This is a genomic window from Tabrizicola sp. (assembly GCF_016793705.1).
Lineage (GTDB): Bacteria > Pseudomonadota > Alphaproteobacteria > Rhodobacterales > Rhodobacteraceae > Tabrizicola.
On sequence record NZ_JAEULO010000018.1, the window covers coordinates 88,962 to 110,750 of the forward strand.

The 21,789-nt window shown below is 67.2% G+C and carries 18 protein-coding genes; 8 read left to right on the plus strand and 10 right to left on the minus strand.

Going from position 1 to position 21,789, the window contains the following annotated elements; translation table 11 throughout:
- Positions 1-71 precede the first annotated feature (71 nt).
- The 6 genes from JNJ68_RS03015 (at position 72) to JNJ68_RS03040 (ending at position 9,542) form a co-directional block, all read left to right on the plus strand.
- Entirely contained in the window at positions 72-2,498 is a 2,427-nt protein-coding gene (locus JNJ68_RS03015) for an FAD-dependent oxidoreductase (protein ID WP_294978766.1), read from the plus strand.
- A gap of 68 nt (positions 2,499-2,566) precedes the next feature.
- Complete coding sequence (locus JNJ68_RS03020) at positions 2,567-5,008, plus strand: FAD-dependent oxidoreductase (RefSeq protein ID WP_294978769.1); 2,442 nt, start codon at positions 2,567-2,569, stop codon at positions 5,006-5,008.
- The gene (locus JNJ68_RS03025) at positions 5,005-5,835 is read left to right on the plus strand and encodes an isocitrate lyase/phosphoenolpyruvate mutase family protein (RefSeq protein WP_294978771.1); all 831 of its coding nucleotides are present in this window, start codon (positions 5,005-5,007) and stop codon (positions 5,833-5,835) included. The genes JNJ68_RS03020 and JNJ68_RS03025 overlap by 4 nt, the downstream gene beginning before the upstream one ends.
- Positions 5,836-5,840: 5 nt before the next feature.
- A complete protein-coding gene (locus tag JNJ68_RS03030) occupies positions 5,841-7,394 on the plus strand; it encodes a trimethylamine methyltransferase family protein (RefSeq protein WP_294978859.1) in 1,554 nt (517 codons plus the stop codon).
- A gap of 29 nt (positions 7,395-7,423) precedes the next feature.
- On the plus strand, positions 7,424-8,323 hold the full coding sequence (locus JNJ68_RS03035; protein WP_294978774.1) for an NAD(P)-dependent oxidoreductase: 900 nt from the start codon (positions 7,424-7,426) through the stop codon (positions 8,321-8,323).
- A gap of 112 nt (positions 8,324-8,435) precedes the next feature.
- Complete coding sequence (locus tag JNJ68_RS03040; protein WP_294978777.1) at positions 8,436-9,542, plus strand: cystathionine gamma-lyase; 1,107 nt, start codon at positions 8,436-8,438, stop codon at positions 9,540-9,542.
- Between the two features lie 62 nt (positions 9,543-9,604).
- On the opposite strand, the gene JNJ68_RS03045 is transcribed toward JNJ68_RS03040, so the two are convergent.
- The 5 genes from JNJ68_RS03045 to radA form a co-directional block, all read right to left on the minus strand.
- Positions 9,605-10,261: an SDR family oxidoreductase gene (locus JNJ68_RS03045; RefSeq protein WP_294978780.1), complete on the minus strand. Its 657-nt coding sequence runs from the start codon at positions 10,259-10,261 to the stop codon at positions 9,605-9,607.
- Between the two features lie 77 nt (positions 10,262-10,338).
- Positions 10,339-10,719 (minus strand): DUF1801 domain-containing protein, encoded by a 381-nt coding sequence (locus JNJ68_RS03050; RefSeq protein WP_294978783.1) that lies wholly within the window; start codon positions 10,717-10,719, stop codon positions 10,339-10,341.
- The gene (gene purF / locus JNJ68_RS03055; RefSeq protein WP_294978785.1) at positions 10,716-12,179 is read right to left on the minus strand and encodes an amidophosphoribosyltransferase; all 1,464 of its coding nucleotides are present in this window, start codon (positions 12,177-12,179) and stop codon (positions 10,716-10,718) included. The genes JNJ68_RS03050 and purF overlap by 4 nt, the downstream gene beginning before the upstream one ends.
- Before the next feature lie 83 nt (positions 12,180-12,262).
- Positions 12,263-12,886 carry a CvpA family protein gene (locus JNJ68_RS03060; protein ID WP_294978788.1) on the minus strand — a complete coding sequence of 208 codons (624 nt, stop codon included), beginning with the start codon at positions 12,884-12,886 and terminating at the stop codon, positions 12,263-12,265.
- Between the two features lie 34 nt (positions 12,887-12,920).
- The gene (radA, locus tag JNJ68_RS03065; RefSeq protein WP_294978790.1) at positions 12,921-14,276 is read right to left on the minus strand and encodes a DNA repair protein RadA; all 1,356 of its coding nucleotides are present in this window, start codon (positions 14,274-14,276) and stop codon (positions 12,921-12,923) included.
- Positions 14,277-14,528: 252 nt separating this feature from the next.
- On the opposite strand from radA, the gene JNJ68_RS03070 reads away from it, so the two are divergent.
- Positions 14,529-15,008, plus strand: a complete 480-nt coding sequence (locus JNJ68_RS03070) for a hypothetical protein (protein WP_294978792.1) — start codon at positions 14,529-14,531, stop codon at positions 15,006-15,008.
- Positions 15,009-15,011: 3 nt separating this feature from the next.
- Here JNJ68_RS03070 and JNJ68_RS03075 read toward each other — a convergent pair whose 3' ends face one another.
- The 4 genes from JNJ68_RS03075 to alr all read right to left on the minus strand — a co-directional run bounded on the left by JNJ68_RS03075 (position 15,012) and on the right by alr (position 18,112).
- Positions 15,012-15,437: a paraquat-inducible protein A gene (locus JNJ68_RS03075; RefSeq protein ID WP_294978795.1), complete on the minus strand. Its 426-nt coding sequence runs from the start codon at positions 15,435-15,437 to the stop codon at positions 15,012-15,014.
- A 106-nt stretch (positions 15,438-15,543) separates the two neighbouring features.
- On the minus strand, positions 15,544-16,290 hold the full coding sequence (locus JNJ68_RS03080) for an ATP-binding cassette domain-containing protein (RefSeq protein WP_294978798.1): 747 nt from the start codon (positions 16,288-16,290) through the stop codon (positions 15,544-15,546).
- A complete protein-coding gene (locus tag JNJ68_RS03085) occupies positions 16,287-17,066 on the minus strand; it encodes an ABC transporter permease (RefSeq protein ID WP_294978800.1) in 780 nt (259 codons plus the stop codon). The genes JNJ68_RS03080 and JNJ68_RS03085 overlap by 4 nt, the downstream gene beginning before the upstream one ends.
- Positions 17,063-18,112, minus strand: coding sequence for an alanine racemase (gene alr / locus JNJ68_RS03090; RefSeq protein WP_294978803.1), 1,050 nt, complete (start codon positions 18,110-18,112; stop codon positions 17,063-17,065). The genes JNJ68_RS03085 and alr overlap by 4 nt, the downstream gene beginning before the upstream one ends.
- A gap of 112 nt (positions 18,113-18,224) precedes the next feature.
- On the opposite strand from alr, the gene JNJ68_RS03095 reads away from it, so the two are divergent.
- Complete coding sequence (locus JNJ68_RS03095; RefSeq protein ID WP_294978805.1) at positions 18,225-20,126, plus strand: cation-translocating P-type ATPase; 1,902 nt, start codon at positions 18,225-18,227, stop codon at positions 20,124-20,126.
- Here JNJ68_RS03095 and JNJ68_RS03100 read toward each other — a convergent pair.
- Positions 20,123-21,625 carry a replicative DNA helicase gene (locus tag JNJ68_RS03100; RefSeq protein WP_294978807.1) on the minus strand — a complete coding sequence of 501 codons (1,503 nt, stop codon included), beginning with the start codon at positions 21,623-21,625 and terminating at the stop codon, positions 20,123-20,125. The two genes, JNJ68_RS03095 and JNJ68_RS03100, sit on opposite strands and share 4 nt — an antisense overlap.
- Between the last annotated feature and the right edge of the window lie 164 nt (positions 21,626-21,789).

Here is a 21,789-nt window from a genome sequence, read left to right on the forward strand (position 1 = left end):
AGCCCGGTTCCGCCCGAATTGAAAGCGGGCGCGTGGCGGCGGATAGTGTCGCAAGGTTCGGGAGGGCGGTCATGGCGGAATTTGCGCAAGCGCGGGTGGTGATCATCGGCGGCGGGGCGGTGGGGGCCTCGGCGCTTTACCATCTGGCGAAGGCCGGTTGGACCGATGCGCTGCTGCTGGAGAAGAATGAGCTGACAGCGGGGTCCACCTGGCACGCGGCGGGCAACGTGCCGACGTTTTCCGCCAGCTGGTCGATCATGAACATGCAGCGCTATTCGGCCAGCCTTTACCGGGGGCTTGGCGAGGCGGTGGACTATCCGATGAACTACCATGTCACCGGCTCGGTGCGGCTGGGCCATAGCCGCGAGCGGTTGCAGGAATTCAAGCGCGTCGTCGGCATGGGCCGCTATCAGGGGATGGACCTGACGATCCTCGGCCCGGGCGAGATCCGCTCGAAATATCCCTTCCTGGAAACCCACGACCTGACCGGCGCGCTTTACGATCCCTATGACGGCGACATCGACCCCGCGCAGCTGACGCAGGCCTTGGCCGCCGGGGCGCGCAAGCTCGGCGCGCGGATCGAACGCTTCTGCCCGGTGACGGCGGCGCGCTGGACCGGCTCGGAATGGGTGCTGACGACCCCGAAGGGCGAGGTCCGGGCCGAATATGTGGTGAACGCCGGCGGCTACTATGCCGCCCATGTCGGCGCGATGTTCGGGCGCCGCGTCCCGATGATGGTGATGAGCCACCAGTACATGCTGTTCGACACCATCCCCGAGCTGGAGGCCTGGTCGAAGGAGGTTGGCCACAAGCTGCCGCTCCTGCGCGACGTGGACTCCTCCTACTATCTCCGGCAGGAGAAGATGGGCTTCAACCTCGGCCCCTACGAGAACCCCTGCCGCGCGCATTGGGCCACGCCCGACGACCCGATGCCGGAAGACTTCAGCTTCCAGCTGTTCCCCGACGACCTCGAGCGGCTGGAGTGGCACATCAACGACGCGATGGCGCGGGTGCCCTTGCTGGCACAGGCCAACCTGACCAAGGTGATCAACGGCCCGATCCCCTATACCCCCGACGGCAACCCGCTGATCGGCCCGATGCCCGGCGTGCCGAACGCCTTCGAGGCCTGCGTCTTCACCTTCGGCATCTGCCAGGCGGGCGGCGCGGGCAAGGTGCTGGCGGAATGGGTGACCGAAGGCGGCACCGAATGGGATATGTGGTCCTGCGACCCCCGGCGATTCACGGGGTGGGAGGATCACGACTATCTTGTCGCCAAGGGCAAGGAGGTCTACGGCCACGAATACGGCATGCATTTCCCGATGGCCCGCTGGCCCGCCGCGCCCGACCGCAAGCTTTCGCCAGTGCATGACAAACTGAAGGCTCTCGGCGCGCAGTTCGCCCCCTACAACGGTTGGGAGCGCGCGGAATGGTTCGCCGCCACCGGCGACGACACCTCCTGGGAGGAGACCCAGACCTGGGGCCGCAGCGGTCCCTGGGAGAAGCGGATCAAGGCCGAATGCGAAGCGGTGCGTGACGGGGTGGGGGTGCTGGATCTGCCGGGTTTCACCCGCCTGCGGCTCGCAGGGCCGGGCGCGCGAGCGCATCTCGCCAGCCTCACCGCCTCGAAACTGCCGCAGCCGGGGCGCACGGGACTGCTGTATTTCGCCGACGACCGCGGCCGCATCGTCACCGAGATGACCTGCCTGCCGTTCTCCGACGAAGACGTGGGCGTGATCACCGCTGCGGTCGCGCAGTCCCACGACGCCGACATCCTGCGCAAGGGCCTGCCGGAAGGTGTCACGCTGGAAGACTGGACCGACAGGATCCACTGCTTCATCGTCACCGGCCCCAAGGCGCGCGACCTGCTCGCCGGGATCGCCGAGGCCGACCTGACACTGCCCTGGCTCTCGGTGCAGTATTTCGCCAAGGTCGCGGGCAGGGACGTGGCGCTGGTCCGCGTCTCCTTCGCGGGGGAACTCGGCTGGGAAATCCACTGCGACCGGGACGATGCGGCGCAGATCTATGACGCGCTGCTGGCTGCGGGCGCCAAGCCCTTCGGCATGAAGGCGCTGAACGCGCTCCGCATCGAAAAGGGCTACCGGGCGTGGAAGGGCGATCTCTCGACCGACTATTCCCTCCTGGAAGGCGGGCTGGAGCGCTTCATCGACTGGGGCCACGACTTTCCCGGCAAGGCCGCGCTCGCCGCCGAGAAGCAGCGCGGCGTGAGGAAGCGCTTCGTCTCGCTGAAGGTGGAGGCAAGGGACTGCGACGCGCCCTATATGTCGACCCTCTGGCAGGATGGACAGGTGGTGGGTGAAACCACCTCGGGCGCCTGGGGCTATCGGGTCGGGCATTCGCTGGCGCTGGGGATGCTGCGGGCCGACCTGGCGGTGCCGGGGACCGAGGTCGAGGTGGAAATCTTCGGCGACCGGGTGAAGGCCGTGGTCCTGCCGGACGGCCCGGCCTGGGACGCGAAGAACGAGCGGATTCGCGCGTGACGGCGGGCGGACCGGGGGCCAGCCCCCGGACCCCCGGGATATTTGGACCAGTATGAAAGACCAGAGTGATGGCTGAGGTTCCGACGAAAGCGCGGGCGGTGGTGATCGGGGGCGGGGTCTCGGGCTGTTCGGTGGCCTATCACCTCGCCAAGGCGGGCTGGACCGATGTGGTTCTCCTGGAGCGGCGCAAGCTGACCTCCGGCACGACCTGGCATGCTGCGGGGCTGATTGGCCAGCTGCGTGGGTCGGCGAACATGACCCGGCTCGCCAAGTATTCAGCCGATCTCTATCGCGGGCTGGAGGCCGAGACCGGCGTCGCCACCGGCATGAAGCAGGTCGGCTCGATCTCGGTCGCGCTGACCAGAGAGCGGCACGAGGAACTGCTGCGGCAGGCGACCGTCGCGCGGATCTTCGACGTGGAGGTGCATGAGATTTCACCCGCCGAGGCCAAGGCGAAATATCCCCACCTGAACATCGACGGCGTGGTCGGTGCTGTGGCGCTGCCGCTCGACGGCCAATGCGACCCCGCCAATATCGCGATGGCCTTGGCCAAGGGCGCGCGGATGCGGGGGGCGAAGATCTTCGAGGGCGCTCTGGTGACGAAGGTCACGACCGCCGGGGGCCGCGTCACCGGCGTCGACTATGAAACAGACGCGGGTCCGGGGCATATCGAGGCCGATGTGATCGTCAACTGCGGCGGGATGTGGGGCAGGGACCTTGCGCTCCAGAACGGCGTCACGCTGCCGCTTCATGCCTGCGAGCATTTCTACCTGATCACCGAACCCGTCGCCGGGCTGGACCCGAATACCCCCGTCCTCCGCGTGCCGGACGAATGTGCCTATTACAAGCAGGACGCCGGGAAGATGATGCTCGGCGCCTTCGAGCCGAAGGCGAAACCCTGGGGCATGGAGGGCATCCGCAAGGACTTCGAGTTCGACACCCTGCCCGAGGACTGGGATCATTTCATGCCCATCCTGGAACATGCGATGCACCGGATGCCGCTCTTCCAGACCGCGGGCATTCACACCTTCTTCAACGGACCGGAAAGCTTCACCCCCGACGACCGCTACTACCTGGGCGAGGCGCCCGAGGTGAAGGGCTACTGGATCGCCGCCGGATACAATTCCATCGGCATCGTCTCGTCTGGCGGCGCGGGGCAGGCGCTGGCGCACTGGATCACCGAAGGCGAGCCGCCCTTCGACCTCTGGGAAGTCGACATCCGCCGCGCGCAGCCGTTCCAGAAGAACCGCAAGTATCTGAAAGAGCGGGTGTCGGAGACGCTGGGCCTTCTCTACGCCGACCACTTCCCCTACCGGCAGGTCGTCACCTCTCGCGGCGTCCGGCGCAGCCCGATCCATGATCACCTTGCCGCCCGTGGCGCGGTCTTCGGCGAGGTCGCCGGTTGGGAGCGCGCGAACTGGTTCGCGAACGAAGGGCAGGAGCGGGAGTATCGCTATTCCTGGAAACGGCAGAACTGGTTCGACAACAGCCGCGCCGAACACATGGCGGTCCGCGAGGCGGCAGGTCTGTTCGACATGACCTCGTTCGGCAAGATCAGGATCGAGGGCCGGGATGCCTGCGCATTCCTGAACCGCATCTCCTCGGCGCAGATGGATCTGGCCGAAGGGCGGATTGTCTATACCATGTTCCTCAATGAAAATGGGGGGATAGAGGCCGATCTTACCGTGGCGCGCCTTGGCGAGACTGCCTTCCTTGCTGTCGTCCCCGGCGCCACCCTGCAACGCAACCTCGCCTGGATGCGGGCCAATGTCGGCGACGACTTCGCGGTGATCACCGATGTCACTGCTGCCGAGTCGGTCCTCTGCCTGATGGGTCCGCAGTCCCGTGACGTGCTGGCCAAGGTTTCGCCCAACGACTTCAGCAACACCGCGCACCCCTTTGGTAAAGCAAAGGAAATCGAGATCGGTATGGGCCTCGCCCGCGCCCATCGCGTGACCTATGTCGGCGAGTTGGGCTGGGAGCTGTATATACCGACCGACCAGACCGCCCATGTCTTCGAGGCAATCATGGAGGCCGCTCCCGACCTCAAGCTCTGCGGCCTCCACACGCTCGACAGCTGCCGGATCGAGAAGGCCTACCGCCACTGGGGCCATGACATCACCGATGAGGATCACGTCCTGGACGCGGGCCTCGGCTTCACCGTCAGCCGCAAGAAACCTGCCTTCATCGGGCGCGAGGCGGTGCTCCGCCGCGAACAGCAGGGCCTCGACCGCAAGCTGCTGCAATTCCGCCTCAAGGACCCCGAGCCGCTGCTCTTCCACAACGAAGCCATTGTCCGCGATGGCAAAATCGTCGGCCCCGTCACCTCCGGCGCCTATGGCCACCACCTCGGCGGGGCCATCGGCATGGGCTATGTCCCTGCCAAAGGCCAGAGCGATGAAGAGATCCTGTCGTCCACTTACGAAGTCGAAGTCGCGGGCCAGCGGCATGAGGCCATCGCCAGCCTCGCCCCGATGTACGACCCGAAATCCGAAAGGATCCGCGCATGAGCCTGGCCGCGCGCCATCAGGCCTTTCACGACCTGCACCAGCAGGGCTGTTTCGTCATCCCGAACCCTTGGGACAGGGGCTCTGCACAGATGATGGCGGCGCTGGGGGCCAGGGCGCTGGCGACCAGTTCCGCCGCCCATGCCTTCACTCTCGGCCGCCCCGACCTCGGTGGCGTCACCCGCGACGAGGCGTTGGCCCATGCGCAGGACCTGATCGCCGCGACGCCGCTCCCCGTCTCCGGCGATTTCGAGAACGGCTTCGGCGACAGCCCCGAGGACGTGGCCGAAACCGTCCGCCTGTCGGCTGAGGTGGGCCTGTCCGGCATCAGCGTCGAGGATACGCAGATGATCCCCGGCAACGCGCCCTACGCCTTTGATCTGGCGGTGGAACGCATCAAGGCCGGGGCCGCCGCTGCCCGCGCGCTGGGGCGTCCCTTCATCTTCTGCGCCCGCGCTGACGGGGTGATGCACGGCACCTATGACCTGACCGAAGCCATCCGCCGATTGCAGGCTTTCGAGGCCGCCGGGGCGGATCTCCTCTACATCCCCGTGCCCCCCGGACCCGCCGAGTTGAAGCAGATCGTTGCCTCCGTGACCAAGCCGGTGAACGCCCTCGCCGCCGGGCCGCTCAAACAGCTTACCGTCGCCGAACTCGCGACAATCGGCGTCCGCCGTATCTCCCTCGGCAGCCAGATCGCTCGCCTCACCCATGCCGCGATCCGCGACAGCGTGACCGCCATGCTGAACCACGGCAGCTTTGCCCCCCTCGCCACCACCGCCAGTGGCGACGAGATCGACGCGCTTCTCCTGAAAGGAGCCTCCCAATGACCGACATGCCCGACATCGGCGAGACCTGCGAACCCGCCCGCGCCCGCCGCAGCGGAGGCCGACAGGCTCGCGTGGCCTTGCGCGCCGCACCCCTCGCCGACGATGTGAAACCCGTCCGCGCGGGTCTGCCCGGCGGCCAGTACAAGCCCCTGACCGAGGCCGGAGTCCGGCAGATCCATGCCGCAGCACTGGACGCGCTGGAACAGATCGGCCTGAGCCAGGCCCCACCCTCCGGCGTCAAGCTTCTGACCGAAGCGGGCGCGATCCAGGGCGACGACGGCCGCATCCGCTTTCCCCGCGCGCTGGTCGAGGACATGCTGGCCAAGGCTGCCCGCAACATCACGCTCCACGCCCGCGACCCGAAGCATGATCTGCACCTGACCGGGACCAACGTCCACTACGGCACCGCGGGCGCGGCGGTGCATATCGTCGACCCCATTACCCTCGACTACCGGGAGTCGACCGCGCAGGACCTCTATGACGCGGCGCGTCTCGTCGACAATCTCGACAACATCCACTTCTACCAGCGCACGATGGTCTGCCGGGACGTCACCGACAACAAGGAGATGGACCTCAACACGCTCTATGGCAGCCTTGCGGGCACCGTGAAACACGTCGGCACCTCGTTCTCCGACCCCTCCCACGTGGCCGATTGCTTCGAGATGCTGCACATGGTCGCCGGGGGCGAGGAGAAGTGGCTGGAACGCCCCTTCGTCTCGAACTCCAACTGCTTCGTCGTCCCGCCGATGAAGTTTGCCGAGGAGAGCTGCATCACGATGGAGGATTGCATCCGCCGCGGCATGCCGATGCTGCTTTTGTCGGCAGGGCAGGCCGGGGCCACCGCGCCCGCGCCGATCGCGCTGACCATCGTGCAGGCGGTCGCGGAATGTCTGGCGGGCGTGGTCTATGTCAACGCGATCAAGCCCGGTGCCCCGGCGATTTTCGGCACCTGGCCCTTCGTTTCCGATCTGAGAACAGGCGCCATGTCCGGGGGCAGCGCGGAACAGGCGCTCCTCACCGCGGGCTGCGCTCAGATGCACCGCTTCTACGACCTGCCGGGTGGCGCTGCGAGCGGCATCAGCGACTCGAAGCTCCCCGACATGCAGGCGGGATGGGAGCAGGGCATCACCAACGCCCTCGCCGGTCTCGCGGGGCTGAATATGTGCTACGAGGCAGTGGGGATGCATGCCTCGCTTCTCGGCTTCTGCCTGGAATCGCTGGTCCTCGGCGACGACCTCCTCGGCCAGGCCATGCGGTTGGTGCGCGGCATCGACGTGACGCCCGACTCGACCTCCATCGAGGCGATGAAGGACGTCTGCCTCGGCGGCCCCGGCCACTATCTCGGCTCGGACCAGACCTTGAGGCTGATGCAGACCGAGTACATCTACCCCGCTGTCGGCAACCGCATGTCGCCGAAGGAGTGGAACGAGGCCGGGAAGCCGCTGCTCCTCGATACGGCCATCGCCCGGAAGAATTCAATCCTCGCGAAAGCCGGCTGCCGCATTGAGCCGGAGATCGACGCAGCGATCCGCAAGCGGTTCAACATCCACTTCAGGTAGCGCGCACAACGCTTGGAAAAGAAATGCAAATGCACTACGGCTATATTGGTCTCGGCAACCTCGGCGGCCATCTTGCTGTCAGCCTTTTGCAGGCGGGACACCGCGTCACGGTCTATGACCGCAACCCGGCACTCGCCGAACGCCATGCCGCGCTGGGGGCCACCATCGCGCCCTCGGTCTCCGCGCTGGCAGAGCAGGTGGACCATGTCTTCACCTGCCTGCCGAACCCCGCCGTCTCCGAGGCGGTGCTGGCCGAACTGATGACCGGGCTGAAACCGGGCGCGACCTGGATCGAGAACTCCACCCTCGGCCGCGACGACGTGCTGCGCCTCGCGGGCCTCGCGCGGATCGGGCAGGTGCGCCTCCTGGAGGCGCCGGTGACGGGCGGAGTCCACCTTGCCGCGCGGGGGGAGATCACCGTGCTTCTGGGCGGCGATCAGGACCTGGTGGACCTCCACCGCCCGGCGCTGTCGGTCATCGGCAAGCGGCTTTTCCACATGGGGCCGCTCGGCTCGGCGGCGATCATCAAGGTCATCACCAACATGCTGGCCTTCATCCACCTCAAGGCGACCTCCGAGGCGCTGATGCTGGCCAAGCGCGGCGGGCTGGACCTTGGGCAGGCCTGGCAGGCGATTGCTGCCAGTTCCGGAAACAGTTTCGTCCATGAAACCGAAGGCGCGCTGATCCTGAACGGCTCCTACGACATCGCCTTCAACATCGACCTGGCGCTGAAGGACCTCGGGTTTGCGCTTGGCTTCGGCAAGGAATTCGGTGTGCCGCTGGACCTCGCCTCGATCACCAACCAGACCTATATCGCGGCCAGGGCGGCCTATGGCGGCGCCGCGCAATCGCCGATGATCGCGAAGCTGCTGGAAGATCTGCTGGGCACCGACCTGCGCGCCGAAGGCTTCCCGGCGCGGCTGGAGTGAGCGCTTGAGGGCGCTCAGGACGCAGGTTAAGGTTCGGTAAACGCCCGCGGCCAAGTGCTTGATTTCGCTGCGGGTCCTCTTCTTGTCCACCGTGGACACCCTGGAGCCCGCCATGACCGCCGACGCTGACGCCCGCATCGCCCGCCTCCTCCACCACCGCAAGGCGGGCCTCGCCCTGGGCGAGCCGGTCGTGCCCCCGATCTCGGTCGCGACCACCTTCCACCTGCCCGAGGCGCAGGGGGCCGCCCATTACTACGGCCGCTCCGGCCAGCCGACCTGGGACGCCGTCGAGGCGCAGCTGTCCATCCTGGAGGCCGCCGAGACGGTCGCCTTCCCCTCCGGCATGGCCGCGATCACGGCGGCGCTGGTCTGCAGCCTGAAGGCGGGGGCGAAGGTGATGCTCCCCGCCGACGGCTACTACGTCACCCGCCTCCTCGGCCGTGACCTGTTGCAGGTCTATGGGGTCGAGGTGGCGCGGGTCCCGACGGCGCAGATGGAGGTGGAGGACTTCACCGGCTTCGACGTGATCTACATCGAGACCCCCTCGAATCCCGGCCTCGACACGGTGGGCATCGCGACCCTCGCGCGGAAGGCCCATGCCGCCGGGGCGCTGCTGATCGCCGACAACACGACGATGACGCCGCTTCTCCAGCGCCCGCTGGACCTTGGCGCCGACCTGGTGGTCGCCGCCGACACCAAGGCCCCGGCGGGCCATTCCGACGCGCTTTTCGGCCATGTCGCCGGGCGGGACCCGAACCTGATGGCCCGCATCCGCGAATGGCGGCGGCAGTCGGGGTCGGTCCCGGGGCCGTTCGAGGCCTATCTCGTCCATCGCGGCCTGGAGACGCTGGAGGTCCGCCTGACCCGGATGTGCGCCTCGGCGACGGTGATCGCCGGACGGCTGGCAGCCCATCCCAAGGTGCGGGGATTGCGCTATCCCGGCCTGCCGGGCGATCCATCGCACAGGTCGGTCGGAGGGCAGATGGCCAACGGCGGCTTCCTGATCGGCTTCGAACTGGCGGATGAGGCAGCGGCGGAGGCCTTCCTCGCCCGCTGTCCGCTGATCGAGCAGGCCACCAGCTTCGGGGGCGTCCACACCGCTGCCGAACGCCGGTCGCGCTGGGGCGATGCGGTGGCTGAGGGGTTCATCCGGCTTTCGGTCGGGGTCGAGCCGGTGGAGACCCTGTGGTCCACCATCGAGGCGGCACTGGCGGCGTAGGCCCCAAATTTCTTGAGGAAGAAATTTGACAAATTCCTTGCTCAAGGAATTTGGGTCCGGGCTTACAAGGCGTCGAGAATCCGCGCCGCCTCGGCCTGCACATCGGCGAGCTTCGTCCGGTCTTCTCCCGGGAAGAACCGCGCGCGGGTGGCGGTGGGCAGGCCTGCGGGCGCGGCGATGACCACCCTCGGCCCATGTTTCGCCGTCTCGGCCTGCCAGCTGCGCGCCAGCGCGATCTGGGCGGCTTTCGTCGCGCCATAGGCGCCGAAGAACGGCTGTCCGGCGCGGGGATCATCGAGGAAGAGGGCCGTCCCCTCATGCGCGCGCAGAAGCGGTTCGACCATCGGGATCAGCATCCCCGACGCGCGGGCGTTGGTCGAAAGCGACTTCTCCCAGTCCTTCTGGTCGACATGGCCCGCCGGGGCCAGCGGTGCCGCATGGATCGCGGCATGGACCCAGAGGCCGAGCCCGCCCCAGCGGTCGTGGATGCTGCGGCACAGGTGGCGCATCGCATCGTCGTTGGTCACATCCATCGGCGCGAGCGTCAGGCTGCCCGCCCCCGGCAGGCCCGCGCGCCTGACCCGGTCGTCGAGGTCCTCAAGCCCGCCAACGGTGCGGGCAACGGCCACGACGTGCCAACCCCGAAGCGCCAGTTGCTCGGCGATAGCCGAGCCGAGGCCACGCGAGGCTCCGGTGACGAGGGCGATCTTCTGGGTCATGCGTTTGTCCTTCTGGAGGCGTCGGAGCCTCCGGCGGGGATATTTGTCCCAGTATGAAAGGGCAAGGGGGAGGGTCTTCAACCCTTGCGGCCATATCCCGCAGCGATCTCGGCCTGGCGGGTCTCGATGATCTGGCGCAGGAGCGCGTCGGGCAGCGGCCGATCGGGGGTGAAGAGGACGCCGGACTTGGAGGTCTTGAACGGGGAGCAGTCGATCCGGGGGATGACGCTGCCGGAATGGGGGTAGAGGCCGAGGTGTTTGGCGAATGCCGCGTAGCCCGCGACCATCTTGCCCTTCGGGCCGGGTTGGCGGAAGCCAGGCATGGCGTAGGACATGACCTCAATGTGGTCGGGGAGAAGCGCATTGAGCCGTGCTCGGAGGTCGGTCAAAGCGTCCCGCTGATCAGGGGGCAGGGCGGCGATATAGGCGTCGACCGATGCGGGATCGGCGGGGCTCACTCCGCCGCCTTCATCTCGAAGCCTTCCTCGATCTTGTCGGAGGGAGCCACCGGGTAGTCGCCGGAGAAGCAGGCGTCGCAGAAGCGGGGGTTGGCGGGATCGCGGCCTGCGGCCTCACCGGCGGCGCGGTAGAGGCCGTCGAGCGAGATGAACTTCAGGCTGTCCACCCCGATCCAGTCGCGCATCTCGTCCTCGGACATCGTCGCAGCGAGGAGTTTCGAGCGTTCCGGCGTGTCCACCCCGTAGAAACAGGGCCAGGCGGTGGGGGGCGAGGCGATGCGGAAATGGACCTCTGCCGCGCCGGCCTCGAGGATCATGTCCTTGATCTTGCGGCTGGTGGTGCCGCGCACGACCGAGTCGTCAACCAGGATCACCCGCTTGCCCTTGATCAGCGCGCGGTTGACGTTCAGCTTCAGCCGCACGCCCATGTTGCGGATATGGTCGGTGGGCTCGATGAAGGTGCGGCCCATGTACTGGTTGCGGATGATCCCCATCGCGTAGGGGATGCCGCTTTCCTGGCTGAAGCCGATGGCCGCAGGGGTGCCGCTGTCGGGGACCGGGCAGACGAGGTCGGCATCCACCGGGGCCTCGCGCGCCAGTTCCACGCCGATCTGGCGGCGGGTTTCATAGACCGACCGGCCGCCGATGATGCTGTCGGGGCGCGAGAAATAGACATTCTCGAAGATGCAGAAGCGCGGTTTCGCCGGGGTGAAGGGGCGGGTCGATTCCACCTTGTTGCCCTCGATCACCACCATCTCGCCCGGCTCGATCTCGCGGACGAATTCCGCGCCGATGATGTCGAGCCCGCAGGTTTCCGACGACAGTGCCCAGCCGGTATCACCGACGCGGCCCAGGACCAGAGGCCGCACGCCCAAGGGGTCGCGGACGCCGATCAGCTTGGTGCGGGTCATGGCGACCACGCTGAACGCGCCCTCCACCCGGCGCAGCGCGTCCTTGATCCGCTCGGACAGGTTCTTCTGGATCGACCGCGCCATCAGGTGAATGATGCATTCGCTGTCGGACGAGGACTGGAAGATCGACCCGCGCTCGATCAACTCGCGCCGCAGGGCCGCCGCGTTGGTGAGGTTGCCGTTGTGCGCGATGGCGCAGCCGCCCATCGAGAACTCGCCGAAGAAGGGCTGCACGTCGCGGATCGCCGTTGCGCCCTTGGATCCGGCGGTGGAATAGCGCACATGACCGATGGCGAGCGACCCCGGCAGCGTGTCCATCACGTCGGCCTTGGTGAAGTTGTCGCGGACATAGCCGAAGCGGCGGGCCGAGTTGAAGCCATGCTCGGGGTGATAGCAGACGATCCCCCCGGCCTCTTGCCCGCGGTGTTGCAGGGCATGCAGGCCAAGCGCCACGAAATTCGACGCATCGGCCACGCCGACCACGCCGAAAATGCCGCATTCCTCCTTCAGCTTGTCGTCATCGAAGGGGTGCGAGCGGAAGGGGGCCATGCGTCCGAATCCTGTCAGAAGCCTTGGCCCGCTCTTTACGGCAGCCGTCCGGGGCTGTCACGCCCCGAAACGCCGGTCGGGCTTCACGGATTGGTGGCAGGCGCCTCGGTCGTGGGCGCGGGGGCTTCGGGCGTGACCGGCGCCGGCGCGGTGCCGGTGGCGCAGACATTGGTCAGCTCGTTGTAACGCTCGACGATCCAGCCCGGCGCATCCGAGGGGATGTTGTCGTCGATCTGGGCCTGGAAATTGGCGAAGACGAGCGCGGTGCGGCTGTTGTCGATCATCTCGATCCGCTGATCGCTGAGGACCCGGTCGTAGACGATGAAAGCGATGGCGATCAGCAGGACGCCCCGCGCCGCCCCGAACAGGAAGCCGAGCGCCTGGTCGATCCCGCCAAGCGCCGAGCGCTGCACCGCGCCGGAGAAGAGCGGCGTGAAGAGCGCAGCGACGATCAGGCCGATGACGAAGACACCCGCGAAGGCGGCAACGACCGACAATTCGCAGCTGTCGGACAGGAACTCGCCGACGACCGGCAGCTCCTTGACCAGCGGCTGCACGCCGGGCGCGAAGTAATAGGCGGCGATGGCGGCGCCGATCCAGCCGAGGATCGCCATCAACTCCCGCACCAGACCGCGCGAGAAGGCGAGAATGGCCGAAATGATGATGATGAGCGCCGCGCCCCCATCAACTGCGGTCAGGTTTTCCATCGCTTACGTCCCCATTCCGTTCTTTTCAAAGGGCTTATCCTGCCCCGAACATTTCGCCCACAAACGCCGTCAGGTCCGCCATCTGCCGGACCGTCAGCCCTGCCGTCCCTTCGATCTTTGAATGGGATGGCACAGTTGCCTGTGAGAAACCAAGTTTCGAGGCTTCTTTCAACCTGTTTTCCGTCTGGCCCACGGGGCGCAGCGCGCCGGAGAGGCTGATTTCTCCGAAAAGCACCATGTCTGGCGGGATCGCCACATCCTCGCGGGCCGAAAGGAGCGCCCCGGCGACGGCAAGGTCGGCGGCGGGTTCGCTGACCCTCAGGCCGCCCGCGACGTTCAGAAAAACGTCCAGCCCCGCGAAGGGAATGCCGCAGCGGGCCTCGAGCACGGCGAGGATGGTCGAGACGCGGCCCGAGTCGAGGCCCACAACCGTCCGGCGCGGGCTGGCGAGGGTGGAGGGGGCGACAAGCGCCTGGATCTCGGTCAGGACCGGGCGGGTGCCTTCGATCCCGGAGAAGACCGCCGAACCCGGCGCGGGCTGGTCGCGGTTCGACAGGAACAGGGCCGAAGGGTTCGGCACTTCGGCCAGCCCCCCGCCGGTCATCTCGAAGACGCCGATCTCGTCCGCCGGGCCGAAGCGGTTCTTCACCGCGCGTAGGATGCGGAACTGGTGGCCGCGCTCGCCCTCGAAGTAGAGCACGGTGTCGACCATGTGTTCGACCACGCGGGGGCCGGCGATCTGGCCCTCCTTGGTGACATGGCCGACCAGCACCACCGCCACGCCGCGCCGCTTGGCGAAGGTGACAAGCTCATGCGCCGCCGCGCGGACCTGTGAGACCGAGCCGGGCGCCGCCTCGACCTGGTCCAGCCACATGGTCTGGATGGAATCGATGATCGCCAGTGCCGGGCGTTCGGCGTCGAGCGTGGTCAGGATGTCGCGCAGGTTGGTCTCGGCGCCGAGGTGGACGGCGGCGTCGGTGAGGCCGAGACGTTGGGCGCGCATCCGCACCTGGGCAGAGGCTTCCTCGCCGGAGATATAGAGGCACTTCAACCCTTTGCGCGCGAAACTTGCGGCAGCTTGCAGCAGGAGCGTGGACTTGCCGATACCGGGGTCGCCGCCGACCAGGATCGCCGAGGCCGGGACCAGCCCGCCGCCCAGCACCCGGTCCAGTTCATCAATGCCCGACGAGGCGCGGGGCGGCGGGGCTTCCTCGGTCGCCAGATCGGTCAGCGGAATCGCCCGGCCCTTGGCCCCCAGCGCCTTCGGGCCGGTGGAAAGAGGCGCCTCCTCGACGATGGTGTTCCACCCGCCACAGGCGTCGCATTTGCCGGCCCATTTGCGATAGGCGGCGCCGCAGACAGTGCAGGTGAACGAGACATTCTGTTTCATGAGGCGCGACAGTGCCGGGACTTTTGGGCAGTATCAAGGCGAAGGAACGAGCAGATTGCGTGCGATCCTTCTGACAGATTTGCCGTGGAGGGTGATGGTATGACGTGTGAACGGAAGCGGAAATTCGGAATGTGGCGCTTGACGATTGTTGTCGCATGTGTGGCCAGTCCAGCCGCGACCCAGACGATGTGCACGGTCGAAACAGGATTGGTGCCGCCCTGCATGGTCGGGACCTGGGTTGGGTCCAGCGACATGGCCGAGCGGATGGAGATGATGTTTGCAGGCCTGCCCGAAAACGTCCGCGCCCACGCAATGGAGAGTTCCGGCCGGGCGCTCTTCATCCGGATCGAGCGGGACGGCTGGTTTGTCACTTCTACCCTCAGCGCCGGTGCCGATATCACTTTCCTGACCGATTCCGGTTCGGCCGGCGAGATGGAGGTGGCGCTGAGGACGACGGGCGGAACGGGGTTCTTCACCGCCGGCAGCGGTGACACTCTCGCCTTCTGTTCGATGACCGGGGGCTTCGCGACGGTGACGATGGATGGGTCTCCAGCGCCCGTTGTGCCCGACGGTGACGTGTCCGTGATGCCGATGCGACAAAGCTGTTCAGGCGATGAGTTGCTGATGTTCGTCGACCTGCCGCCGCCGATGGGCACGGTCACCTATACTCTGGACCGCGTTCCCGAGGCCGACATCCCGCCAGAATTGCGGGACATGTTGCCCACCCGCTGACCTTCAGGCCGCAGGCTTCGATTTCCATGAGATCAGGATCGAGGCCAGCACGCAGGCGGTGAAGAGGTAGAGCCCCCAGGCGGTTTCCACCGTCACATGGCCCGCGCCCTTCACGATGACGATGTAGAGCGCGATCAGGAAGACATCGGCCATCGCCAGTTTTCCGAGGATTTCCAGCGCCGGAAGGGTCTTCGGGGAAAGCAGGTTCCAGTGCAGAAGCGCGAGGCCGATGGTCTTGGCATAGGGCGCGAAGATGGCGAGGAAGGTGACGAGGAGGGCTAGGCCTGCGTCGGATTCCCATAGCGATTGCAGGCCGGTGATGACGCTGATCTCGTCCATCCCGAAGATCGGCAGGATCGCGGCGCGGAGGAGGGGGGCGAACCAGGCGACGGGGAAGAGGATGAGGAGGGTGAGGTTCAGGTACTTCATCGTTGTTTCCCGTGACCGGCGGCGGTCTGGAGGGTTTCACACCCTTCAGACCTCCTGTGGAGTATTTCTTCAAGGAGCGAGCGCAATTTGAATCAAGGTTTAGCGGTCAGCGGACGGATTCGATCGGCCCATCCGCCCGCCCGTGGATGAACTGCTGCACGTAAGCGTCTGGCGTCGCGTCCATTTCCTCGACGGGCCCGGTCCAGCGGATCACCCCGCCGTGCAGCATCGCGACGTTGTCGGCAATCGCGCGGACCGAGGACATGTCGTGCGTGATGGTCATCGCCGTTGCCCCCATCTCCACCACGATCTCGCGGATCAGGTCGTTGATGACGCCCGCCATGATCGGGTCCAGCCCCGTGGTCGGCTCGTCGAAGAAGATGATCTCCGGTTCCGCCGCGATGGCGCGGGCGAGGCCGACGCGCTTCTGCATCCCCCCCGACAACTCGGCGGGGTAAAGGTCGGCGGTCTCGGGCTTCAACCCGACGCGGCGCAGCTTCTCCACCGCCACCTCGCGCGCCTGCGCCTTGGGCAGGGCCTTCGGGCCGCGGACCAGGCGGAAGGCGACGTTCTCCCAGACACGCAGCGAGTCGAAGAGCGCCCCGCCCTGGAACAGCATCCCGAAGCGGGCGAGGAAGGCGTCGCGGTCGCCTGTCGTCACATCCTGCCCGTCCAGCGTGATCGTCCCGCTGTCGGGTCGCACGAGGCCGAGGATGCATTTCAAGAGCACCGACTTGCCCGTGCCCGAGCCGCCGATGATTACCATCGAGGTCCCCGAGGCGATGGAGAGGTTCACCCCCTGCAACACCCGGTTCTCGCCGAACCGCTTGTGGACATCGCGAAGCTCGATCATGACGAGAAGAACACCTCGGTCAGGACGTAGTTCGCCGCGAGGATCAGGACCGAGGCCGAGACCACGGCGGATTTCGTCGCCGCCCCCACGCCCTGCGCCCCCCGGGCCGAATTCATCCCGTGATAGCAACCCATCAGCGCCACGATGAAACCGAAGACCGCGCCCTTGACCAGCCCGGAACCCACGTCCCAGGCCTCCAGAAAATCGACCGTATTCTTGAGGTAGGCGGCGGAGTTGAAGTCGAGCCTTGTGATGCCGACCAGCCAGCCGCCCATGATGCCGATGGCATCGCCGGTGGCGACCAGCACCGGCATTGCCAGGGTCGCGGCCACGACACGGGGAACGGCCAGGTATTTCAGTGGGTTGGTGGACAATGTGACCAAAGCGTCGATCTGCTCCGTCACCTTCATCGTGCCGATCTCGGCTGCGATGGACGACGCCACCCGCGCGGCGACCATCAGGCCCCCGAGTACCGGGCCAAGCTCGCGCGTCATGCCGATGGCGACGATGGAGGGCACGACGGATTCGGCGTTGAAGCGTGACCCGCCGGCATAGATCTGCAAGGCCAGCGCACCGCCGGTGAAGATCGCGGTCAGGCCGACGACGGGCAGCGAATACCAGCCGATCTGCAGGAGCGAGACGCCGAGTTCGCGCAGGTAGAAGGGCGGACGCAGCAAATGCCCAAGGATGGAGGCGGCGAAAAGCGCCACACGGCCCACGGCGGCGATGGCCTGCAACACCGGGCGGCCGATGCCGCCAAGGGTGCCGGAAATCATGCCGGACGTTCCTGATAGCGGCGGGTATAACGCGCGCCAAGCGCCGTCAGCAGTTCGTAGCCGATGGTGCTTGCAATGTCGGCCAGCACATCGACCGGCTGGTTCGGGCCGATGATGTCGAGACTTCTCGGTACTTCGGGCAGGTCGGTGATGTCGACGGTGATCATGTCCATCGAGACCCGGCCCACCAGTGGGCAGGCGGTGTCGCCATCCCAGAGCTGCGCCCGGTTCGACAAGGTGCGCGGCAGCCCGTCGGCATAGCCCGCCGCAAGCGTGGCGATGACCGAGGGGCGCGTCGCGGTCCAGCTCGCGGCATAGCCCACCGTTTCGCCCTCGCTCACCTCGCGGGTCTGGATCACCGGCAGCGAGAGGGTCAGCGCCGGGATCGCCGCCTCATAGGGCCGCCCGCCAAAAAGCCCCACGCCGGGGCGGGTCAGGTCGAAATGATAGCGCGGCCCGAGGAGGATGCCCCCCGTCGCCGCAAGGCTGCGCGGCAGGCCGGTGCCGTCGGTCATCTCGTGGAAGGCCTTGAGCTGCGCCTCGTTCAGCGCATGATCCGGCTCGTCGGCGCAGGCGAGGTGGCTCATGAGCAGCTCCGGCCCGGCCTCGACCAGGATCGGCGCGACCGCCTGCCATTCCAGCATCTCGACGCCCAGCCGGTTCATCCCGGTGTCGAGCTGCACCCCGAACGGATGGCCGGGCAGCGATTCGAGGTGCCGGGTGATCTGGTCCAGGCTGTTCAGCATCGGCGTCAGGTCGAGATCGTGGATCATCTCGGTATCGCCGGCCATATGGCCGGACAGGACCGCGATCTGCGGCCCCGGCCCCAGCGCCTGACGGACTGCCGCGCCTTCCTCGGCCGCGGCGACAAAGAAGCGCCGGGCGCCCGCATTGGCCAGCGCGCGGGCCACCCGGGTCACGCCCAGCCCGTAGGCGTCGGCCTTCACCACGGCAGCCGTCTGCACGCCGCCGCCGGTCATCCGGTCCAGCGCGCGCCAGTTCGCCGCAATGGCGTCGAGGTCGATGGTCAGGGTTCCGGTTGCCATGCGGCTGTTTCGACCGGGGCGAAGGCCTGGTCAAGGGGGAAACTCCCGGCGGGGCGGGCGCTTGCCCTTTCCCGCCCCCTGCGCGACGGTGGGACGAACGCAGGAGGCCGGTGTGAGCACACAGTCCCACGACCATGAAGAAGACGAGGAAGCGGGGCTCTATCTGACCGTCCTGTGCTGGGCGGGCCTGGGCCTTGCGGCGCTTCATGCCTTCCTGCAACCGCTGCCGCAGGGGCTGGTCTGGGCCTCGCTCGGCCTCGCCTACCTGACGGGCGGCATCCCGCCCTTGCGCACCGCGCTTTCCGAGTTGTGGCACGAGCGGCGGCTCGACATCGACCTCCTCATGGTGGTGGCGGCCCTTGCGGCGGCTGCGGTCGGCGCGGCGCTGGAGGGGGCGGTGCTGCTGGCGCTGTTTTCGCTCTCGCATACGCTGGAGCACCGCTCGATGGGCAAGGCCCGCCGCGCGGTCGAGGCGCTGATGCATCTCCGGCCCGAGACGGCGCTTCTCGAAGGCCCCGAGGGTGTGGTCGAGGTGCCGGTCGCAGATCTGGTCCCCGGCGAGCGGGTGATCCTGCGCCCCGGCGCGCGGGTGCCGGTGGACGGGCGCGTCGTCGTGGGTTCGGGGCATCTGGACGAAAGCACCGTCACCGGCGAATCGGCGCCGGTCCGCAAGGTGCCGGGCGATCCGGTCCACGAGGCAACGGTGAACCTCGACGGCGTCCTCACGGTCGAGGTCCTGCGCGGACTGGAGAGCAGCACCGTTGCGCAGATGATCAGGCTCGTTACCGAGGCACAGGCACAGAAGGCACCCTCAGAGCGGTTCTCCGACTGGTTCGGTCAGCGTTACACCATCGCCGTCTTCGTCGGGTCCTTCCTGTCGTGGTTCGCCTTCCGCTTCATCGGCCACGCCCCCGGCGAAGCGCTTTACCGCGCGGCGACGCTTCTCGTCGCGGCCAGCCCTTGCGCGGTGGTGATCTCGGTCCCCGCAGCGATTCTCTCGGCCTTGTCGGCGGCGGCGCGGGGCGGGGTGCTCTTCAAGGGCGGCGCGGCGCTGGAGGGCCTGGCCGAGGTCAGGACCTTCGCCTTCGACAAGACCGGCACGCTGACCACCGGCCTTGCCTCGGTGACGAATGTCGTCGCGCTGGAGGGGGACGAGGCGGCCTTCCTCGCGCTGGCCGCCGGGCTTGAGGCGCAGTCCGAACACCCCATCGCCGCGGCCATCCGGCGCGAGGGGGGTGAACGCGGGGTCGCGCCGGTTCCGGTGGACGACGTTCGCGCCCATCCCAGCGAGGGGATCACCGGGCAGGATGCCGAGGGGCCGGTCTGGGCCGGAAACGCACGGATGCTGGCGGCGATGGGGGCGACACTCCCCGAGACCCTCGCCCCGCTTGCGGACGGGTCCGAAACGCTGGTCCTCGTCGGTCGCGGCTCCCGCGTCCTGGGCGGGGTGACAGTTGCCGACGAACCCCGCGCCACCGCCGCCGAGGCCTTACACGACCTGAAGGCGGGGGGCCGCACCGATATCCTCATGATGACGGGCGACCGCGCCCCGGTGGCCGCCCGGATCGGCGCGCAACTCGGCCTCGCACCAGGGGAAATCCATGCGGGCCTCCTGCCGGGCGACAAGGTGAAGCTGGTCGATGGCGCCGCGCAGCGTGGCAAGGTCGCCTTCATCGGCGACGGGGTGAACGACGCTGCCGCCCTCGCACGCGCCGATGTCGGCGTGGCGATGGGGGTCGCAGGCAGCGAGGTCGCCCTGCAAGCCGCCGATGTCGCGCTGATGGCCGAGGATCTGCGCAAACTCGCCGCCGCCCGCGCGCTCTCCCGCCGCGCGGCAGGGGTGATCCGGCAGAATCTCGCGATCTCCATCGGGGCAATGGCGCTTCTGGTCACGGGCAGCCTGTTCTTCGACCTGCCGCTGCCGCTTGCCGTACTGGGCCATGAGGGCGGCACGCTTCTCGTCGTGCTGAACGGGTTACGCCTCTTGGCCGACCCGATCCGGGCGCGGTCCTAGAATCCCACGTCCGGCCCGCCCTGACCCTGCCAGGGCCGGGCGAGGTTGCCGAAGCGGGTGAAGCGGCCCTCGAACGAAAGCTCCACCGTGCCGATCGGGCCGTGGCGCTGCTTGCCGATGATGACCTCGGCCTTGCCATGCACCGATTCCATCAGCGCCTGCCACTGCGCCATCTTCTCCAGCTCGTGGTCGCCCGGCTTCTCGCGCTCGCGGTAATATTCCTCGCGGAACACGAACATCACCACGTCGGCGTCCTGCTCGATCGACCCCGATTCCCGCAGGTCGGAAAGCTGCGGGCGCTTGTCGTCGCGGCTTTCAACGGCGCGGGAAAGCTGCGACAGCGCGATGACCGGGATGTTCAGTTCCTTCGCAATCGCCTTCAGCCCCTGTGTGATCTCGCTGACTTCCTGCACCCGGTTGTCCTTGGACGAGCCCTTCAGAAGCTGCAGGTAGTCGACGATCAGCACGTCCAGCCCATGGGTGCGCTTCAGCCGCCGCGCCCGGGCCGCGACCTGGCTGATCGGCAGGGCGGGCGTGTCGTCGATATACAGCGGACAGGCCTCCAGCGCCTTCGCGGCCTCGACGAAGCGGCGGAACTCCTGTTCAGTCATGTCGCCCCGGCGGATCTGTTCGGACGGCACTTCGGCGGCTTCGGAGAGGATTCGCGCGGCCAGCTGTTCGGCGCTCATCTCCAGGCTGAAAAACCCGACCACGCCGCCTTCGACAGACCCTTCGGTGCCATCCGGCAACCGGCCCCGCTTGTGCGCCTTGGCGATGTTGAAGGCGATGTTGGTGGCAAGCGAGGTCTTGCCCATCGACGGACGCCCCGCAAGGATCAGAAGGTCGGAAGAGTGCAGCCCGCCCAGTTTCTTGTCCATGTCGATCAGGCCGGTGGAGATGCCCGCCAGCCCGCCGTCGCGCTGGTAGGCGGCATTGGCCACGTTAACAGCGTCCGTTACTGCCTTGAGAAAGCTCTGGAACCCACGTTCGGCAACACCCTGCTCGCCCAGCTTGTAGAGCCGCTGCTCCGCCTCGATGATCTGGTCCTTCGGCTCTGACGCCACCTCGACTTTCGCCGCCTGCGCCGCGATGTCGCGACCCAGCTGGATCAGTTCGCGCCGCACCGCGAGGTCGTAGATCATCTGCGCATAGTCCCGCGCGGCATAGGCCGAGATCGCCGCTCCGGCGAGCCGAACCAGGTAGGCAGGCCCGCCCAGCTGTTTCAGCCCGTCGTCATCCTCCAGGAACGCCTTCAGCGTGACGGGCGAGGCCAGCGCGTTCTTCTGGATGCGCGCGGCGGCGATCTCGAAGATGCGATGGTGCACGGGATCGAAGAAATGCTCGGCCCGGACCAGCGACGAGATGCGGTCGAACACATCGTTGTTTGTCAAAATTGCGCCCAGCAGCTGCTGCTCGGCCTCGATATTGTGCGGCAGGACCTCGGCGTCGGGTGCGGGTTGCGCCGGAACCATGGGTCGTAGCGCGGTGATCTCGGTCATCTCTGCCTCCTGCCGGCGCCTTCTCTGCCCGATCCGCAGGGTGGTCCGCAATCCCGGAACAACTCTGTGGAAAAGGTGGGGCGACTCGCATCTGATTGTTTGCTCTGGCGGTCAGCCTACCACATCTTGACCGCTCGCGTGCGATGTAACGATTCCTTGTCAGT

Coding starts and splice junctions, on each gene's coding strand:
- JNJ68_RS03035 (WP_294978774.1), top strand. CDS start 7,424: ATGCACTACGGCTATATTGGTCTCGGCAACCTCGGCGGCCATCTTGCT.
- JNJ68_RS03100 (WP_294978807.1), bottom strand. CDS start 21,625: ATGACCGAGATCACCGCGCTACGACCCATGGTTCCGGCGCAACCCGCA.
- JNJ68_RS03075 (WP_294978795.1), bottom strand. CDS start 15,437: ATGAAGTACCTGAACCTCACCCTCCTCATCCTCTTCCCCGTCGCCTGG.
- JNJ68_RS03085 (WP_294978800.1), bottom strand. CDS start 17,066: ATGATTTCCGGCACCCTTGGCGGCATCGGCCGCCCGGTGTTGCAGGCC.
- JNJ68_RS03060 (WP_294978788.1), bottom strand. CDS start 12,886: ATGGAAAACCTGACCGCAGTTGATGGGGGCGCGGCGCTCATCATCATC.
- JNJ68_RS03080 (WP_294978798.1), bottom strand. CDS start 16,290: ATGATCGAGCTTCGCGATGTCCACAAGCGGTTCGGCGAGAACCGGGTG.
- alr (WP_294978803.1), bottom strand. CDS start 18,112: ATGGCAACCGGAACCCTGACCATCGACCTCGACGCCATTGCGGCGAAC.
- purF (WP_294978785.1), bottom strand. CDS start 12,179: ATGGCCCCCTTCCGCTCGCACCCCTTCGATGACGACAAGCTGAAGGAG.
- radA (WP_294978790.1), bottom strand. CDS start 14,276: ATGAAACAGAATGTCTCGTTCACCTGCACTGTCTGCGGCGCCGCCTAT.
- JNJ68_RS03015 (WP_294978766.1), top strand. CDS start 72: ATGGCGGAATTTGCGCAAGCGCGGGTGGTGATCATCGGCGGCGGGGCG.
- JNJ68_RS03040 (WP_294978777.1), top strand. CDS start 8,436: ATGACCGCCGACGCTGACGCCCGCATCGCCCGCCTCCTCCACCACCGC.
- JNJ68_RS03025 (WP_294978771.1), top strand. CDS start 5,005: ATGAGCCTGGCCGCGCGCCATCAGGCCTTTCACGACCTGCACCAGCAG.
- JNJ68_RS03045 (WP_294978780.1), bottom strand. CDS start 10,261: ATGACCCAGAAGATCGCCCTCGTCACCGGAGCCTCGCGTGGCCTCGGC.
- JNJ68_RS03020 (WP_294978769.1), top strand. CDS start 2,567: ATGGCTGAGGTTCCGACGAAAGCGCGGGCGGTGGTGATCGGGGGCGGG.
- JNJ68_RS03070 (WP_294978792.1), top strand. CDS start 14,529: ATGGCCGAGCGGATGGAGATGATGTTTGCAGGCCTGCCCGAAAACGTC.
- JNJ68_RS03030 (WP_294978859.1), top strand. CDS start 5,841: ATGCCCGACATCGGCGAGACCTGCGAACCCGCCCGCGCCCGCCGCAGC.